The following is an 18,136-nucleotide window of genomic DNA, read 5'->3' as shown; positions in this document are numbered from 1 at the left end:
TTGATTAAGTTCTTGACACTTATTAGACGTTGAAAATTGGAAGTAGAATGTATTCAGGAATTAAGTTAGCACCCTAATTATTACAAATTACATTTTAATCTAAGCAAGGTATTCGCATACATGAAAAAAGCTGAACAATGTTTTATTGTTCAGCTTTTTCAGTTACAGTCCACAATCAATTATAGAAAAAGATTCCGTTTAATTTGGTTTAGCTTATAGAAAAGTAACTTTTCTAAGAACTTTAAAGTTATTTTCCAGATAAACAGCTGCAATAAAAATACCACCTGATACTTCTAATTCACTTTTAGACAATTGTACAGAATTTGCTCCGATATTTTTAAGCGAGATCAACCGTCCTGATAAATCATAAATTTCTATATATTCTATTTTTTCTTCAGAAGCAAAATGAATGACATCAGCAGTTGGATTAGGGTAGATATCTACATCTTTAGTCTTCATATTCTTATTGTGAACATTTATAGAACGACTAAAAGATTCACCTCCTTCTGTAGAAATCATTTTGAATCGATAATAAGTAGTTGCACTTTCTATGTTTTCATGAAGGAAATCAAAGTTACCTGCTTTCAAATCTCTGTACTTAGTAAGATTTTCCCAGTTGATTCCATCATTTGAATATTGCAAAAACATATATTCCTCATTAATTACAGTAGCAATTTCCCAAGCGATAAGATTATTGGTTTCTTGCGCTCTTCCCCACATATAAGTGAAATCAATTGGTAAGTTTCCGAATGGAAGTATATAAACAATTACATCTGTTGTATCAACTGTGAACTGGTTTACCTGTTCTGCTCTCTTACCTGTATTTTGGTATGCTTCTTTATTTTCATAAATGACGCAATCAGATTTATCATTTTTAGATGCAATGCAGCCACTTATTGGCCGGAAAATCCCAAAATCTTGACCAAAAATCCAAACGGAGCATGAAGTATGAACTCTTGCATATTCGAAAATTGGACTATTTAAGTCTCCATTTCCATAGAATCCAAAAGCCCATTCAGTTTGATTCGGCCCTAAATGTGTACCATCCACAAAAAATGAGGTCCCATACATTAAATTAAATACGGTATCAACTGGAACAAGATTAGGACCTTGTTTCGCTTTAACAATTACAGCCGCATTATCTGGACCATAGTAATTAGAAGTCATTGTCCAAATTTTACCTTGTCCATTACAATCTGTTGGCAATGGTTCACAAGGATTAATGTAGTTTAGAAGGTAAGAAAATGTATCCGTTCCAACATAGTTAAGGTCGGTTAATGCATATCTGAATTTGCAATTCCCGTTGTCATTAATTTTAGTAACAACACCATGCTCTGCCATGTATTCAGGATTGTCTGAAATAAGCTCAAGATCGCAAGAGTTGAATAAGCCGAGAATGTCATTCGAAGTTACGTCAATATCCACAATCCCTGATTGAGGTAGTGCTTGATAATCAATGCATAAGTCAAATGAGACACCACATTCACCTGCAACGGTTGCATCCGGATCTAAACAAGGAGGATTCCCTTGACTAAAAGCAAAATTGAACATTAAAAAAAAGAAAAATAAAGGAATAAAAAAACGCTGAGTAATTTTAGATAAACTTTTCATAAGATAGAGTTTATACCTAAACTCTTACATGAACCTGAAAGAATAAATTATTATAAATGAACGGACTTGGGTTAAATTGAAATTAGTTAAGGTTTAGTGTAAGGGTTTATTTAGGTTAATTAGGTTAAAAAATTAGGTATTTAGTACAATAAAGCTAATAAATTATATTAAAAATTTCAATATTTAGTTGACTTATTTACAGAGTTGTCGGTTTTTTCAAACGTCTTTTATGACCTCTTGAGCGACAAATAAACCATCAACCTGGATTCTAGAATATTCAGAAAGCATCATATTCACCTCCAAAAATAAAGATGAAATGTATTCTTAGTTGCCCACCTGAACTTTTTAACTAGTATTCGTGTAGTAATAAAGGAAATTGCTAATTATATTAGTAATATTGCACATATATGCAAAAATGCAAGGGAGAAAACTTAACTGATTTCTTCCTGAGATGTTGTTTTTCTTTATCGTTGTTTTAACTTTTAAAGAATAAACATTCTGTAACCGTTAGAATTTTCTAAGTCTGGATTACAGTCATCGCGATACCATCTGATCAAGATCTATCGCTCTCAAAGCTCATCAGTACATACATCTTGGAATGTACTTTTTGATTGATTTAAATGCAAAAAAGGCCATTATTCAGAATGCTTTTTAATCAATCAACCGGATATCATGTGAGCAAATTTTAATGAATATGAAAGAAGTAAAGAAATAGTATGTTTTGATTAATGCTGAATTGGTATTAAAAAAAGACTTATGAGATAAATTCGAATGATTAAGAATTTCGCTATTGCTCAGTAGAGTAGAATTACAACATAATCAATAATGACTAATGTGTTCTATTGTTGCTCAATTTAGGGCAATAAGGGAAAAATAAAAACAAAAAAATAATATGAAAGTACTTGTAATTGGCGCGGGTAATATGGGACTTACCTACGCTGAGGGAATGTCTAAATCTAAGCTATTAAAGAAGAAAAACATAATGGTGCTAGATACCTCCGAAGAAAAAATGAGGCAGATAGATAAGATTAAGCACTTCGATGGATACAGCGATTTAGTGAAGTGTGCACCTGAGGCAGATATCTTATTCATCGCTGTGAAGCCTTATCACGCGGAAGATTTATGCAATAGGTTAAAATCGATGGTCAATAATGATCAAATTTTAGTTTCCATCATGGCAGGTGTGAAAATTGATTCCATTAAAGAATGGACCGGTTTAACGAAAGTTGTTCGAGCAATGCCTAATCTACCAGCACAAATAGGGAAGGGGCTTACATCTTATGTTGCATCAGATGCAGTTTCTAAGATAGAATTATTGACCATCGAAAGTTTGCTAGATACCACCGGAAGATCGATCCATGTAAGTGATGAAAACTTTATAGATGCTTCTACTGGAATTTCAGGAAGCGGACCTGCTTATGTATTTTATTTTATGCAAAGCATGATGGAAGCAGCCTTACAGATGGGGTTTTCGCCTAGTGTCTCGAAACTATTAGTGAGTCAGACATTTACAGGGGCAATTGAATTATTTAATCAAAGTAATCTGTCACCGAATTCATGGATGGAGAAAGTTGCAAGTAAGGGTGGGACCACTCAAGCGGCACTAGATTCTATGCATAATAATAGAGTAGGAGAGTTAATTAAAGAAGCGGCATTTGCGGCATTCGATAGAGCTGTAGAATTAGGTGAAGAAAAAGATAAGCAAAATGTATAAAGAAAAGATAGTCATTAAAGTTGGTACCAATGTAATGACGAATAAAGATAACAGAATTGTACGTCCTGTTCTGCGAAGATTAGTGAGGCAGATCGCTGAACTGTATGAGCGTGACATTATTACCGTGCTTGTTTCATCTGGTTCGGTGATCGCTGGTAAGGAAGTTTTAGGAAATTGTGATATCAAAGACAAAACTCAAAGACGTCAGGTTTACTCTGCGATAGGACAACCTAGAATGATGCGTTTATACTACAATATATTTCATGAGTATGGTATGAAATGCGCTCAAGTATTGCCGACCAAGCGAGACTTTAGCCCTGGAATCCATCGACAAAACATGATAAATTGCTGCGAAGGACTTTTATCAGAGGGTGTCATTCCGATTGCGAATGAAGACGACGCTGTTTCTGTTACCATGTCCATGTTTTCAGATAATGATGAATTAGCAAGTTTGATCGCCCAAATGCTGGATGCGGATAAATTGATCATTCTGACAGATATAGATGGTCTTTATGACGGCCACCCTCAAGATGAAGATAGTGACGTTGTGAAAAATGTAAAGCCAAGTGAAAATCTGAATAGTTATATAGACGATGGTAACATTGAAAATAAAAAAGGCCGTGGTGGTATGGGATCGAAACTGAAATATGCCCAAATAACAGCAGCCAATAATATTCCAACTTTTATTGCAAACGGGAAAAGAGATAACACCATTATTGACATCATAGAAGGTAGAAGCGTAGGTACGAAAGTGGCCTTGGAAAAAGAAGAAGCGTAAGATGAAAATATTTAAAAACAGATAAAAGTATCGTGTACTCCGTTCAATGAATAATTGAATGTAAATTTTAAACAACGTCAATGGTAGGAAAGGTGTGTTTTGAACTGAAAATTATTTTAACGGAAGATGCCGTCTTTCTTACTAATATTATAGAAAGAGCTATTACCTAAGATTCTTAATAGCGATCTCAAATGATTAAAATAAGTGCAGCATCTTCTTATGTCAAGTATGATGGATAGAGTGCTTAATTTTTAATATTAGCTATATCTAAAATGACTTTAATAGTTGAATTTTAAGTCAACAATAGGTAAAGAAATAAATACGGCTATTCCTGCAGCAGATCACTTTAAACTCGAGAATTAAGACCCAAGTATCTAGGCAACAGCTGATTTGGACTTACTTGATTGTAGAATGCTGACACTGAAAATTAGCATCAGCAGGAATAAAACGATTAATCCCCATTGTCCCATTGTTGGGACTGGAGCAACTACTGTTGCATCATCATCTGAAATTTCGCCAATAATATCAAATAGTTGTAATCCATTATAATTAGCATCTGCTGATGTAGATGCACTGGTTGTAATTGAGAAAGTTTCGGGCCCTTCATCATCTGAATCGTCTATAGGTGTGATGCTAACCGAACTAGTAAATCCATTACCTGCATTTAATGAAATGGTCGTAGTAGATAGTTGAATGTCTGTTGGATTATTATTTATAAGAGAAATTTCGACATCATTTGTAGGAGTATTTGTAGTCCTAAATGTTACTACATGTGACATAGGATCTTCTTCCTCAATTAATATTCCACTAGAAGGATCCAAAACAATAGCAGAAACCCCATCCACATTCTGATTTTCAACCGAAACGTCAGAAGCAGTTATTCCATTATAGGATCCACTTGTAGTAGAAACATTGTTTCCTATATTGTAAGAAACAGTTCCGTCATTACCATCTCCTGAAGAGCCAGGTGTTACCGTAACAAATTGGCGGATATTCCAAGTGGCATCAGTAAACATTAGAGCGCCTGAAACTATGCCTTCTGTCACGTCAGTAGATGATGGTGTGATAGTTACTGTTTCTCCTGCATCTGGCTCCGAAGTAAGAACCACAGAATATTGAACAGGACTTCCATCTTCAGAGGTAGTCAAAGATGTTGGACTAACAACTACACCTTGGCCTAGTGCCTCAGAAGTGATGAAAAATGTTAATAATAGGATAACTAAGGAGTAAGTCTTTCGCATTTATTTCTTATTGTGTGTTAAATTTTAACAAATATCTAAAAATAAATCACAATTCAAAATTAATAAAGTAATCTAATTGTTCTATTATGCGTATTGATCTTGATTTCAAAAAAGATGTATATATATTTTAACAAAGCATGGAACGGTAAATTATAAAGTTAATCAATTCCTAAGTTGGAGACAGCTTCTGTCTGAAAGGTCAGTTCTATAAATTTTCAAGCATCGATACTAACAATGTATACTCGTACTTTGGAGCTATTTCAAACTTATATATAAAGCCATTTTGAACGCGATGGAGTAATTAAACGCCCAGATCATGCAAAGGCATACCAATTGATGTGATTGGCTCAAGGCAGCAAATTGTGTAAAAAGTAATAGAAATCTAGCCAGATATATTCATCTTCTTTAGATATTTTAAGATGTACTTACCCATCATATCAAATTCGATATTAACTACAGACCCTTCTTTTAACTGATGGAAAATGGTATGCTCATAAGTGTATGGAATAATAGCGACTGAAAATTCACCTTTATTGACATCAAAGATCGTAAGACTAGTTCCACTTACACAGATCGATCCTTTTTCGACCATAAGTTCTGAGAACTGCTCATCCAAAGAGAAGCGGTATAACCAACTACCATCTTGCGCCTCCATTTTGATACAGTTTGCGGTGGTATCCACGTGACCTTGGACCATATGACCATCTATTCTTTTATCCAAGGTTAAGGATCGTTCCAAGTTTACTTTATCTCCAATCTTTAGTGATCCTAAATTTGTCTTTTGTAATGTTTCATCGATTGCAGTAACCACGTAGTTTTCATCTTTTATGCTTACAACAGTTAAGCATACGCCATTATGAGATACACTTTGGTCAATTTGTAACTCGTGGGTAATCCCAGATTTTATGGTAAAATGCTTATTTGTTCCTTCTTCTTTTACATCTATTACTTCGCCTAAATGCTCTACTATCCCTGTAAACATATTTATCTTGATCTTATGATTGTTATGGAGCCTGAAAGAATTCCGATTGATCTTTCTTGACTCCCATCCACTGATGATTCTATTACATCACATTTGTAATAATAAACTCCTTCAGCAAGTTCTTTTCCTTTAAAATTTGTTCCGTCCCAATTTATTTCTGGATCCGATGTCTGAAAAACTAATTCACCCCAACGATTATATATTTTCATGTCTACTTCTGACACAAACCGATTATCTCTTGGTACAAAAAGGTCATTCGCATTATCGCCATTCGGAGTGAACACATTCGGTAATTCATATAATGGACAGTTTGCAGAACAGACGATAGAACTTAATTTTGATTCATTACCCGAACTATCTATAGAAGTAATAGCATAACATCCAGATACTGAATTATCCAATAGATCATCATATGTGAATTCTGCATCTCCTGAAACATTAGCAATCAGTTCGAATTCAACACTATCATTTGAAAAATAAATATTAAATGATTCCAAATCCGAATCTAGCAAACAGCCTTCTGAAGGCTCTGTCCATAGTAGTCTATTAACAAACTCACCATTAGGCCCGATCAAATCTTCATCATCACATAAATTCATGACGATTAAATCTGGAATACATGGCGCAAGTGAGTCTTTAGGAATTTCACATACTTCTTGACTGAAATTATAGAGCGGATCGATAATTCCTGGTATACCATAAGTGCCTTCACTCCTGACAACATAACAGAACTCTTCTCCATTTTCAAGACCTTGAACTCGATATGAAAAAGTGGTTACGTCGGTTATCGAATCAAGGCTTCCCGTATTAGGATCAACTTCGAAAATGGTGTAATTATAATTTTCCCATGGTGTATTTTCTAGCCAAATCAAATCAATTAAATTATCATTAGACGTTGCTCCTAGAAAAACTGATGAAGCAACTGAAGAGGAACCATAAAATACTTGCTGTGGTCCAGTTAAGAAATCTACTCTGTATGAATATGGTTCTGCACTTGTATTCAATGACATGTCCGTATAGCTTGTGTCTATATCACTATCAAAAAATGTAGAGGTAAATGTTGCATCTGGTATCAGTTCGAAATCCTGAGCATTGATACCTCGACCTCTATATAATTGATAAGTATATGGTCCTGGAAAAAGAAGTGTATCTAGGTCGGGTAATTTAGGTCTAATCCATGAAACATCTATCGCTCCATTAACGGCATCAGTCTCTACGACAGAGACCTCCGTCAATAATGGAATATCTCTTATTAATATACCACAGGATTCATTAGAAGGTAGACTCGATACAGGATTAAATGGAAATCCCTGCGACGATAATCGTGCAAATTCACTTAGAACTCTATAGCAATAGGTATTGCCTTTCATGACATCATCATCAAAATAAAAATACTTATCACCTTCTTTTTCTTTAGTAATAAACTCTATTTTTTGATAGCCACGATCTTCTAACCCTGGAGTACAAGTATCTATTTCAAATTGTGTGCTTTTTAATTTTCGCCAAACGGAAAAGCCCTGAAAATAATCGTTTTCAGCAAACTCACACTCATACGGACTATCCCAGGTCAATTTAATTTCTTCTGGAAAAGTTTCTGTACTAAGATTTTGTGGTGCTGGCCCGACAACTTTGATCCTAATGGTCTTAAGAGCCGCCAGTCCGCTATTTTGATTCACGAAAAAGTTATCGACAGCTTTTATGACGATCTGGTAGTAGGTTTCTGAAATGTGATCGCATTCAGTTTGCCATTGGAAAACAACTTCAGTAGGAGAGTCTACATAATCTTCTTCTAGTGAGATGATTGCCGGAGAAATTTCCATTTCGAATGGACCTCCAGTTGCAGAAACTCGCACTTGCTGCCCTACATCTGGATCACTAATTGAAATTGGAATCTCTAAAAATTCACCTGCAACAACGCAGATTTCTTCGATGCTCTCTATTTCAGGAGGTGAATTTTCACAGTCGGATACGAAAATTTGCATATCACGAATAACACTACCGATGAGCACACCGCCTCTATATTCATTGATTCGTATAGCTATATTATATTCACCTACAACTTGTGGTGATATCCATTCAAAATTTCCTGTAATTGGATCGAGGGAAATCTGATTAAATGGTCCAGCTACGATTTCATCTGGAAATTTATATTTTGGTACATCCACATCTTCACCTTCTTGGGGAATCACAAATTCATATGAAATACTATCACCATCTACATCGAATGCATTCGGATTATGCACAAATTTTTCACCCACACAACCAAAGTCTATGGGTTCTGAAAGTAACTGCACTGAACTATTAGATCCCTGAAACTGAGGATTCAGAAAGGTGAATGTCGTCTCTACATAAAATGGTATTTCTATCGAGTTAGGTGCGTTAACATTTAAAATATTAGCTACCCGATTAGGGTCTGTAAAACCCATGGTATAGGTTCCTCGGCCAGGGTAGGTATGGTCGGCGATGTATTCATTTCGCTTTATATCACCTTGTAATTCTTCACCGAATCCATTGCTCCTATAGACTTGCTGGCTAGTTCCATCTCCCCAGAAAAGGAGAAGACTGTCTCTATCTGCATCGATACTACTCGTTTTTGTATAAGTAATAATCGTGGCTCTGATCGTTAAGTCGCTGATCTGTGTATAAATAATTTCCCCAGCACGATTATGCGTCGCGCTTACACTCCCTAGAAAAACCAGGAAAAGTAGTATTGTTAGCGTTGATTTATAAAGTACTTTGATACCCAAGAAAGTTTATTAGATGAAGTTAAATAATAAACGTTGAATTAGGCAATTCAGTTGTCTAATTCTTTAAGACATTTTTTTAAACTAGTTTTCCAGTATGATAATTCTACATTAAATTTATCCGTAATTTTAGATTTTATCAGCCTGGAATTAAGCGGACGACTTGCTGGAGTAGGATAGTCTGAGGTAGGAATCTCATTGACAATAACTTCTAATTTTCGTTGCTTGAAAATTTCCTTCGCGAATTCCGCCCATGATATAAAACCTAGGTTACTGAAATTATAGGTGCCCCATTTTTCTCCATTTTGAATCATTTCTAGAATTACACTTGCAATATCAGCGGCGTAAGTGGGACTTCCTATTTGATCATTAACAACATTCAAGGAGTCTTTCTCCTTACCTAAGCGAAGCATGGTTTTAACAAAATTATTTCCGAAACTTGAATAAACCCATGAAGTGCGAAGGATGATATGCCGCTTTATAATCTGACGAATGTGATTTTCTCCAGCTAATTTAGATTCAGCATAGACTCCTTTAGGATGACAAGTTGAAGCTTCATCGATAGGCAGATCATTGTTTGGATGATAGACATAATCAGAAGAAATATGAACTAAGACAACATTATACTTTTCACATGCCAATGCTAGATTTTTTACGGCTTCTGCATTGACTTGAAAACACAAATCCTTTTCTGTTTCTGCTTTATCTACTGCAGTGTAAGCAGCACAGTTAATGATATGGGTGAAATTAGAATTTCGAAGGAATGCCTGAACCGCATCGCTATCGGTAATGTCAAGTGTTTCTCGACTTACAAATGTGAAATCCGAATCTCCTATTTTCTGAAATTCTTTCCCTACCTGGCCTTCACAACCAGTAATTAATATATTGTAATTATTATTCATATGTAACATGTGATCCGAAAGGAGGTAACACTTTATCCTTGTCTGATGTCTTAAAAGCAGCAGGAGGAATAGGCCATTCGATTCCAAGGCTCGTATCGAGATAAGAAATACCATTTTCGTGTTCTCTACTATAAAATTGATCGACCTTATAACTAAAGATGGTATCATCCTCCAGAGACAAATATCCATGGGCAAATCCCTGAGGAACTAGAAGTTGGCGCTTATTTTCAGCGCTTAATTCGATCGAATAAACTTTACCGTATGTTTTTGATTCGGGCCGAATGTCGATAACAATGTCTAATACGCATCCTCGAATTACACGGACTAATTTAGTCTGTGCGAATGGTGGCAACTGGTAGTGAAATCCTCTGAAAATGTGCTTAGCAGAACAAGCTTCATTATCTTGAATGAAATGAATGTCTATCCCATGTTCACTTAACAATCGACTATTGTAACTTTCGAAGAAATAACCTCTTTGATCACCAAATACCTTTGGCTCTAGAATCAATAATCCTTCGATCCCTGTTTCTATAATATTCATTCCCTACTTTTCTTTAAAGACGATGCTTATCGGTGTACCCGTAAAGTCAAAATGTTTACGCATTAAATTCTCAAGAAAACCTTTATAATTGGCTTTGATGTGTTTCGGGTGGTTACAGAAAAAAGCAAACGCTGGATGCTTTGTCGGCAATTGCTGAACGTATTTTATTTTGATAATCCTACCTCTATTCGCTGGTGGTGGATTTCTATCTATCTCATCTAAAAGTAGATTGTTAAGTACGGAAGTTTTAATCTTCTGATTTCTACTTTCGTTTACTTCTAGTGCAGCTTCTACTACTTTAAATATTCTTTGCTTTTCTAATACGGAAACAAAAAGAATCGGAACATCTTTAAACGGTGAAATTTTCCGCTTGATTTTCTCGGTAAATTCTTTCGCAGTATTTGTTTCTTTATTTTCTATTAAATCCCACTTATTCACGACAATCACAAGTCCTTTTCTTCTTTTGTGAACGAGTCCTAGTAGATTCATGTCCTGCGCTTCGATTCCTGTCTGTGCATCCACCATCAGAATACATACATCAGATTCCTCGATTGCTCCGACAGCTCTCATTACAGAATAAAATTCTAGATCCTCATGAACTTTCGCCTTCTTCCGAATTCCGGCGGTATCTATCAGCAAGAATTCCTTACCAAATTTATTATAATGAGAATGGATAGAATCACGCGTTGTTCCAGCGATATCTGTTACAATATTACGTTCTTCGCCTAATAGAGAATTAGTCAATGATGATTTTCCTACGTTAGGCTGACCGATGATGGCAAACTTAGGAATTAAATTTTCTTCCTCTTCTTCATTTTCTGGCAGCTTTTCAGTAATGGCGTCTAATACTTCACCCGTACCTGAACCTGAAATGGAGCTTAAGAAGTAAGTTTCTTCGAATCCTAGAGACCAGAATTCGTTCGCACTAATTTCTCTAGTGTGGTTATCCACTTTATTGACACAAAGAATGATAGGTGTATTAGCTCTTCTTAGCAGATTAGCTACTTCTTCATCAAGATCGGTAATTCCGGTAGTTACATCGGTTATGAATACGATAACTGCTGCTTCTTCTATGGCAATTTGTACTTGAGATCTGATAGCAGATTCGAAAACGTCACTTGAATTTTTAACAAATCCTCCAGTATCAACGACTGTAAATGACTTACCATTCCACTCACAAGTACCATATATACGGTCTCGTGTCACTCCACTTACGTTATCAATGATTGCTTGTCGTTCTCCGATTAAACGATTATAAAAGGTAGATTTTCCTACATTGGGCCTTCCGACAATTGCTACTATTTTGGACATATTGTATATTATGATCTGCAAAGGTAACAAAAGTTGTCCTATCCTTCAGATGTATTGTTTTATCTCTAAAACTCTTTTTTTAATTATTACATTTGGAAAAAATAAAATTAAGGAATGACAAGGAATTATCTTGCAATTTTTTTCAGTTTTATACTCTGTTTTGGATTCTTAAATGGCCAAGAAGTCCAGCCGAATTTTGTTCTCATTGTTGCAGATGATTTAGGCTATGGCGATCTAGGAATTACTGGAAGTTATCAGATTAAAACTCCTCATATTGATCAATTGGCTCGAGATGGCGTATTCTTTCAGAATGGTTATGTTTCGTCTGCGGTATGCAGTCCATCTAGGGCGGGATTTTTAACTGGAGTTAATCAAGTTGAATTTGGACATGATAATAATCTTGCTGAAAACCAACCTGGTTTTGATCCAGCATTTTTGGGTATGCCAGTTAGCCAACCTACGATCGCCAACTATTTAGATTCTTTGGGTTATGTCAATGGATTAGTTGGTAAATGGCACCTCGGAGAAGCAGATAAATTTCATCCATTGAATCGAGGCTTCCACGAGTTTTGGGGTTATTTAAAAGGGGGGCATGATTATTTTTCTGCGAAGCCTGATGGGAAAGGTTACAGTGCGCCATTAATCAGTAATTATAAAGAACCTCAAGCAATTACCTACTTGACAGATGACAAAGGAGATGAATGTGTAGATTTTATCAAGCGCCATAAGGCAGAACCATTTTTTCTATTTGCTTCATTTAATGCGCCACATACCCCGATGCAAGCCACTGAGGACGATTTAGAATTATACAAACATATCAAAAATAAAAAGCGTAGGACCTATACTGCCATGGTTCATCGTCTTGATGTCAATGTTGGAAGAATCGTAGAAGCGATAGAACAAGCTGGACTAAGTGAGAACACATTGATTGTATTTATAAGCGATAATGGTGGTCCTGCCTCTACGAATGCTTCGATAAATGCACCTTATAATGGAAGCAAGGGGACATTACTAGAAGGTGGAATACATGTTCCATTTATCATGAAATGGACTGGCAAGATATCGCCCAATTCTATTTATGAGTCTGCGGTTAGCTCATTAGATCTAGCGCCTACATTTATTGAATTAGCTGGAGGAAAAGAAAACTTAGAAGGAGTGAATCTAATTCCTTTTGTAAATAATCCAGAAATGGAAGATCCACATGCTAACTTGAAATGGAAATTTACGATAAGTGCAGCGATCCGAGAAGGCGAGTGGAAATTAATTAGACTGCCTGATAGAATGCCGGTGCTATACCACCTTCCTTCTGATCTTGCAGAGCAAAATGATGTCGCCTTGAAAAATTTGGATATTACCCAACGGTTAATGAAAAAGTTAGGTGATTGGGATGTGAATTTGCCTCATCCTGTCTTTTTAGAGGGAGCAATCTGGAAACCAAGGCAACTATCACTTTATGATAAGAAATATATAGTGGAGCAGCCGAAGTAGTAACCTATAAAAGTAAAATCAAGCATAAGTTAGTAGATGAGTGTCAATTAAGACTATCTACTTTGAGCAAGTGATTTGTATGTAAATTCGCAGGGATCTTATTATTTAAGAACATTTATTAAGTATATAAGTTCTCATGTTTTATAATAGCTCTCAATAGCACATAAATAACCAAGGTCAATTTTAGAAAGAATCAAAAAAAAAGAAATCCTGCACACTTGTAAAAATTAATTTGCTAACATTTTTACGGGTGCACAGGATTCCTAACGATTACGCTTTTCTTATGCTGAAACTTTTGATTTACTTTACGATAAATTTCTGAGTATTGATGACAAATGGATTCTTAACTTCTAAGATGTACATGCCATTTGCAAAACCATTAGTATCTATTTTGTATTGACCATTCACTACATTTAATTTTTCATATACCATAGCTCCATTTAATGTATAAACTTTGATATCGAATGATCCTTCAAATTGCTTATCAATGTCTACCGTAAGTTCACCGTTACTAGTTGGATTCGGAAATATGCTCACGCCTTTGAATCCATTTGCGGCAAAATTAATAGCGATTATATTACTGTAGAAGAATTGACCGTCGAAATCAAATTGCTTTAATCTATAGTAATTATATCCTTCATCAGGATTTCTATCAGTAAATGAATAATTCAGTTCAGTAGAACTTGTTCCTGACCCATTTACCACGCCAATACTTTTAAAATCTTCGCCATTTACAGAACGTTCAATTATAAACTTCTCGTTGTTAAGCTCTGTTCCAGTGGTCCAATTGAGGTTGACAGAATTGTAACTTTCTTTCCGTCCTGTAAATGATTCAAAGGTTACAGGAAGTACACCTACGCCTGGAGGAGATTGCCATATTCCTCTACCAAAGGTCGCTGCAATCAATCTGTCATTTGGATGTCTTGATGCTATTGATGAAGAGCCAAGGCTTGCTGGATAATATTGGAATTCTAATTCTGTAATTTTAAGAGTCGATGGAAGATTAGTTGCAAATGAAGTCCACGACGATGCGCCTGCTTCTAGGATGTATACTCCTGCTTCCATTCCTACATAAATAGTTTCTGGATTTGGGACGTATTGTGCTAATGCATTAGTTGGAATATTAGGTAAGCCTGATGATATATTTGTCCAACTTCCTCCTTTGTTCATTGATTTATATACTTTGTTGTTATGTGCAATCCATACTACATTAGCATTAGTAGCATCCGGAAGAATAGCGTTAACTGTAACTCCTGGGGCAGGCAATGTTAAGGTAGTCCATTGGCTTGGAAACTGAGCTTTTGCATCATCACATCTGTACAGTTTACCATCAGAAGTGGAATAGTATAAAATATTTTCATTTGCTAATGAAACCTCTAAATCTAAACCCGATCCAGTGATACCATTGGAAATTTTCACCCATGTAGGAACGACACCTGGCGTTACAGAATTGCTTGTTCGCCATACATTCTTATATCCAGCATACATTAGTCCTGTTGTATAAGAATCTAATGTATATGGAGTAACCCATGGGCCATCTTCATTAATATTACCTTTTATGGATTCTTCAAATCCATTATTTATCGTTCTTCTTAAGTCACCCTGTACATAACAGAAAAATTTATTGGCATCGTTTTGCGGGTCTATAGCGCTTTCTGTTCCATCTCCTCCCATAACGGTAGTCCACTGACCATTGACATCACGTCTTGCTGCTCCATTATCTTGGAATCCTGCCATAATCAAACCTGGAGTATAGTAACTTGCACCTATTTTATAAGCTTGTGCGATTGCTAATCCACTGGAAATATTGGTATATGTATTTGCTTTATCGGTAGAATAATAGATTCCTGAATCATTTCCGATATATAATTTGCTGCCATCAGTACTCCAAGTAAAAAAATGCTGATCAGCATGAAGGCCATCTATATTACCAATGACACCTCCCCAGTGTGATTTTTTTACCCAATTAACACCAGCATCGGTCGATTTCCAGATGTTAATAGAACCGACATATATGGTATTTTTATTACTAGGGTCAACAGTTATACACAAGTCATACCCACCTTGTCCTGCATCATCAGTTCCTGATTCATATCCGAAAATATTATTACTTCCATTATTTGTGGACATGGCTGTAAAAGTTGCACCACTATCAGTAGATAGATACAAACCGCCATACCGACTATCTGAACGAGAAGCTACAACATATACATAGGTAGGGTCTAATGGAGTAGTAGCTATAAACAACCTAGTATTAGTTACACCTCCAGGAACTGGGAGTGTAGTTTCTGAAACAGTTGCACCTCCATTAGTAGTTCTATAAAAATTTCCAGTATCATTAGTCCAATACACAGTATTTGCATCTGATGGTTTAAAAGCCATGTCTATAACATTGGTATAAACGGTAGTAGCAATTGGCCCCCAACTAGCTCCTCCATTCGTACTTTTAAAAACATCTAGACCTGTACCGATGTACATATTAGAACTGTTCCCGGGTTCAATGAGAATTTCATTAATCTTTAGAAAGCCAGGATAATTAGTTGGAATCCCGGTATTCATCGACGTGAAAGAGTTTCCTCCGTTCGTAGATTTAAGAATACCTACTCCACTCGAATGGTGTCCATCTCGGTCTCCTGTCCCAATCCATACTGTATTGCCATTTGCAACGATCGTAGAAACGCCTAAAGATGCAAGATTATCTGTATTTGTTGACCAAGAAGAGCCGCCATTAGTACTTTTCCAAAGCCCGCCAGAAGAAGTACCTACATATATCGTATTGGCATTTGTAGGATCGATTTCTACCGAATTTATTCTACCAAGACCCGTTGGTTGTGTTGTCGCATTACTAGGGTAGTCGATCGGTCCCATTTGAGACCAACTGGCAGAAGCTGATCGATACATTTCTGGGTTTTGCTTTTTGTGGATTCTAACCTCATTCTGTATACTATAATCAGATGGAATTTTTCCGTTCTTATCAGCTTTGAGCATTGCAAAATACTCCCAACGTTTAAATTGTTTGTATTCTCCGCGTTTCTCCATTTTAGTATCCTTATAATACTGGTTGAAAGCAGCTCTGATTTCATCAAGGGTGTAACTTGGATCTGACATCATTAGACGGTAATTCGGATAAGTCGGTTCCGCTTTTTCTAAAATTTTAGTTTGTATGTCAATTTTAGTTTTAAGATCAGATTTGGTTTTCTGGGCTAAAATAATACCTACTTGTAATGACAAGCAAAGAACTAATACTAATCTAAAAATGATTTTCATAAGACTGGATTTTATTAAATAATATATTGAGTCAATATGATGCAATGTTATAATATATCAGAACTTATATTATTTTTTAAGGTGGACATTAGGGTGGACAAACCAAGTTTTGAATGAATGTATTTCTAATTTAATCTTATTTCAGAAATAGGTGGGCTCTCTTTGTGATCTGATTTTTAGCTGCTTATATGAATGTTCTGAGTGCTTAGTTATTTTCCTTTTTAAGCACAAACAACTTTCTAAATTTTAGAATTATCAATTTAGTTTTTCAGGTGAATTAGGCTGATGGTATTTGAATTCTAAAAATAAAGGCATCTATCAAATCAGATTAAATCATTTTATAGAAAGAGTCATCTAATAAAAACATATTTATTTGTGTGAATAAATAAAATGATCTGCCTTGCAAATTAGGTTGTGGAAAAATGGTGGACGCCTAATGAGGTAGGGCCAAAAAAGGAAATGAAAATCCCACTTGAATTTGAGAAATATGTACTTCGCTTATTTCATACTGGGCTTGTAAAGCATTAACGATTCTATTTCGTCTGCGATCACTTGGTAAGGATATTTATGTACTAAGAAAGTGTGCTGATTATCAGTATCAGGATCCCAGTTATTCGATCCATTTTCTTCAATAAGAAATGCGCCTGGACCATTGACATAGAAATAGTCACTTGGATTCCGTACTGCACATAGTACAGCCGTCTGATCCCAAGATGCTCTATTTTTAACTTCTTTTTTAGCGTATGTTTTTAAGTTATATTCATATGCCCACTGAATAGGACAGGCTTTGTTTATGTTTTTCTCTTTTGCAACTTTATTTCCAGTCATAATCTTGCTACCTATTTCGAATCCACTAAAGAGTATTGGCGTAGGCCAATTTTGAAAGGTGGAATAAGATGCAGGCGCATCCTTGAAAACATTGAATTCTTTTCCTTCAGGGAAAGAGCCAGCCATAGCAACCCATTTTTTAACTTTTTTCTCCACCAATTCTAACCCATTGAGATCGGAATAATCATCTGGTTCAGAGTCTAATAAAGCTGCTAGGTTAGAAATGAAACCAACAGACACTATAGTGACACTTTGGTCAGGCTGTTCGGAAAGGACTTTTCTGTATACATCGACGGCATCAGGATAAGTCTTGTTCTTGATTTCAGGTTGGAACTTATCGATAAGTTTTTCATTCCAGTTGTTTCCAGCGGTAAAGTTGGGCGCAGAACTTGGCGCTATTCCAATGGGAATATCTTTTCTGCCAAAGTAAGTATTGAAAACTTCTATAGTAGGAGCAATGTCTGGATGTGCGTCACTGGCAACAGTTGCTAGGATTTCGCATTCACCATTTGCTTCTAGGGCATGGAGGATCGCAATTGCTCCGACATCATCGTAGTCTGGTCCCATGTCCGTATCGAAAATGATTAGAGGACGCTCAACTTTTTGCGCGTAAATGGAAGACGATAAGCAGCTAATAAGTAAAAAGGCAAATAAAGTTTTCATGGCAGAAAAATAAGACTTTTTAAGTATCCTATACTGAATTTGTTGTTTTCTTCATAACAGAAGGAC

Annotated in this window: 12 protein-coding genes; 3 read left to right on the top strand and 9 right to left on the bottom strand. The window is 35.8% G+C overall.

Annotated features, from left to right (window positions below):
* Nucleotides 1-213: 213 nt before the first annotated feature.
* Nucleotides 214-1,611 carry a T9SS type A sorting domain-containing protein gene (locus L2586_RS05765; RefSeq protein WP_235291849.1) on the bottom strand — a complete coding sequence of 466 codons (1,398 nt, stop codon included), beginning with the start codon at nt 1,609-1,611 and terminating at the stop codon, nt 214-216.
* 892 nt (nt 1,612-2,503) lie between these two features.
* Here L2586_RS05765 and proC point away from each other — a divergent pair.
* Both proC and proB read left to right on the top strand, forming a co-directional pair.
* Complete coding sequence (gene proC, locus L2586_RS05760) at nt 2,504-3,325, top strand: pyrroline-5-carboxylate reductase (RefSeq protein ID WP_235291848.1); 822 nt, start codon at nt 2,504-2,506, stop codon at nt 3,323-3,325.
* On the top strand, nt 3,318-4,103 hold the full coding sequence (gene proB / locus L2586_RS05755) for a glutamate 5-kinase (RefSeq protein ID WP_235291847.1): 786 nt from the start codon (nt 3,318-3,320) through the stop codon (nt 4,101-4,103). The genes proC and proB overlap by 8 nt, the downstream gene beginning before the upstream one ends.
* A gap of 374 nt (nt 4,104-4,477) precedes the next feature.
* On the opposite strand, the gene L2586_RS05750 is transcribed toward proB, so the two are convergent.
* From L2586_RS05750 to der, 6 genes are all read right to left on the bottom strand, one after another.
* Entirely contained in the window at nt 4,478-5,344 is an 867-nt protein-coding gene (locus L2586_RS05750; RefSeq protein ID WP_235291846.1) for a hypothetical protein, read from the bottom strand.
* Nucleotides 5,345-5,726: 382 nt separating this feature from the next.
* Nucleotides 5,727-6,326: a riboflavin synthase gene (locus tag L2586_RS05745; protein ID WP_235291845.1), complete on the bottom strand. Its 600-nt coding sequence runs from the start codon at nt 6,324-6,326 to the stop codon at nt 5,727-5,729.
* A gap of 2 nt (nt 6,327-6,328) precedes the next feature.
* A complete protein-coding gene (locus tag L2586_RS05740; protein WP_235291844.1) occupies nt 6,329-9,073 on the bottom strand; it encodes a T9SS type B sorting domain-containing protein in 2,745 nt (914 codons plus the stop codon).
* 47 nt (nt 9,074-9,120) lie between these two features.
* Nucleotides 9,121-9,972 (bottom strand): dTDP-4-dehydrorhamnose reductase, encoded by an 852-nt coding sequence (rfbD, locus tag L2586_RS05735; RefSeq protein WP_235291843.1) that lies wholly within the window; start codon nt 9,970-9,972, stop codon nt 9,121-9,123.
* Nucleotides 9,965-10,513, bottom strand: a complete 549-nt coding sequence (rfbC, locus tag L2586_RS05730) for a dTDP-4-dehydrorhamnose 3,5-epimerase (RefSeq protein WP_235291842.1) — start codon at nt 10,511-10,513, stop codon at nt 9,965-9,967. Before rfbC ends, rfbD begins: the two co-directional genes overlap by 8 nt.
* Nucleotides 10,514-10,516: 3 nt before the next feature.
* Nucleotides 10,517-11,824: a ribosome biogenesis GTPase Der gene (gene der / locus L2586_RS05725; protein ID WP_235291841.1), complete on the bottom strand. Its 1,308-nt coding sequence runs from the start codon at nt 11,822-11,824 to the stop codon at nt 10,517-10,519.
* A gap of 114 nt (nt 11,825-11,938) precedes the next feature.
* Here der and L2586_RS05720 point away from each other — a divergent pair, with 114 nt between their 5' ends.
* Nucleotides 11,939-13,312, top strand: a complete 1,374-nt coding sequence (locus L2586_RS05720; protein WP_235291840.1) for a sulfatase-like hydrolase/transferase — start codon at nt 11,939-11,941, stop codon at nt 13,310-13,312.
* A 300-nt stretch (nt 13,313-13,612) separates the two neighbouring features.
* Here L2586_RS05720 and L2586_RS05715 read toward each other — a convergent pair whose 3' ends face one another.
* Both L2586_RS05715 and L2586_RS05710 read right to left on the bottom strand, forming a co-directional pair.
* Nucleotides 13,613-16,579 carry a T9SS type A sorting domain-containing protein gene (locus L2586_RS05715; protein ID WP_235291839.1) on the bottom strand — a complete coding sequence of 989 codons (2,967 nt, stop codon included), beginning with the start codon at nt 16,577-16,579 and terminating at the stop codon, nt 13,613-13,615.
* Between the two features lie 498 nt (nt 16,580-17,077).
* Nucleotides 17,078-18,070, bottom strand: a complete 993-nt coding sequence (locus tag L2586_RS05710; RefSeq protein ID WP_235291838.1) for a nucleoside hydrolase — start codon at nt 18,068-18,070, stop codon at nt 17,078-17,080.
* Nucleotides 18,071-18,136 lie beyond the last annotated feature (66 nt).

Origin of the sequence: Portibacter lacus (genome assembly GCF_021533215.1) — a bacterium.
Classification (GTDB): Bacteria; Bacteroidota; Bacteroidia; order Chitinophagales; family Saprospiraceae; genus Portibacter; species Portibacter lacus.
Note: the sequence above shows the minus strand (reverse complement) of the source record. Positions and strands in the feature narration are given on the sequence as shown.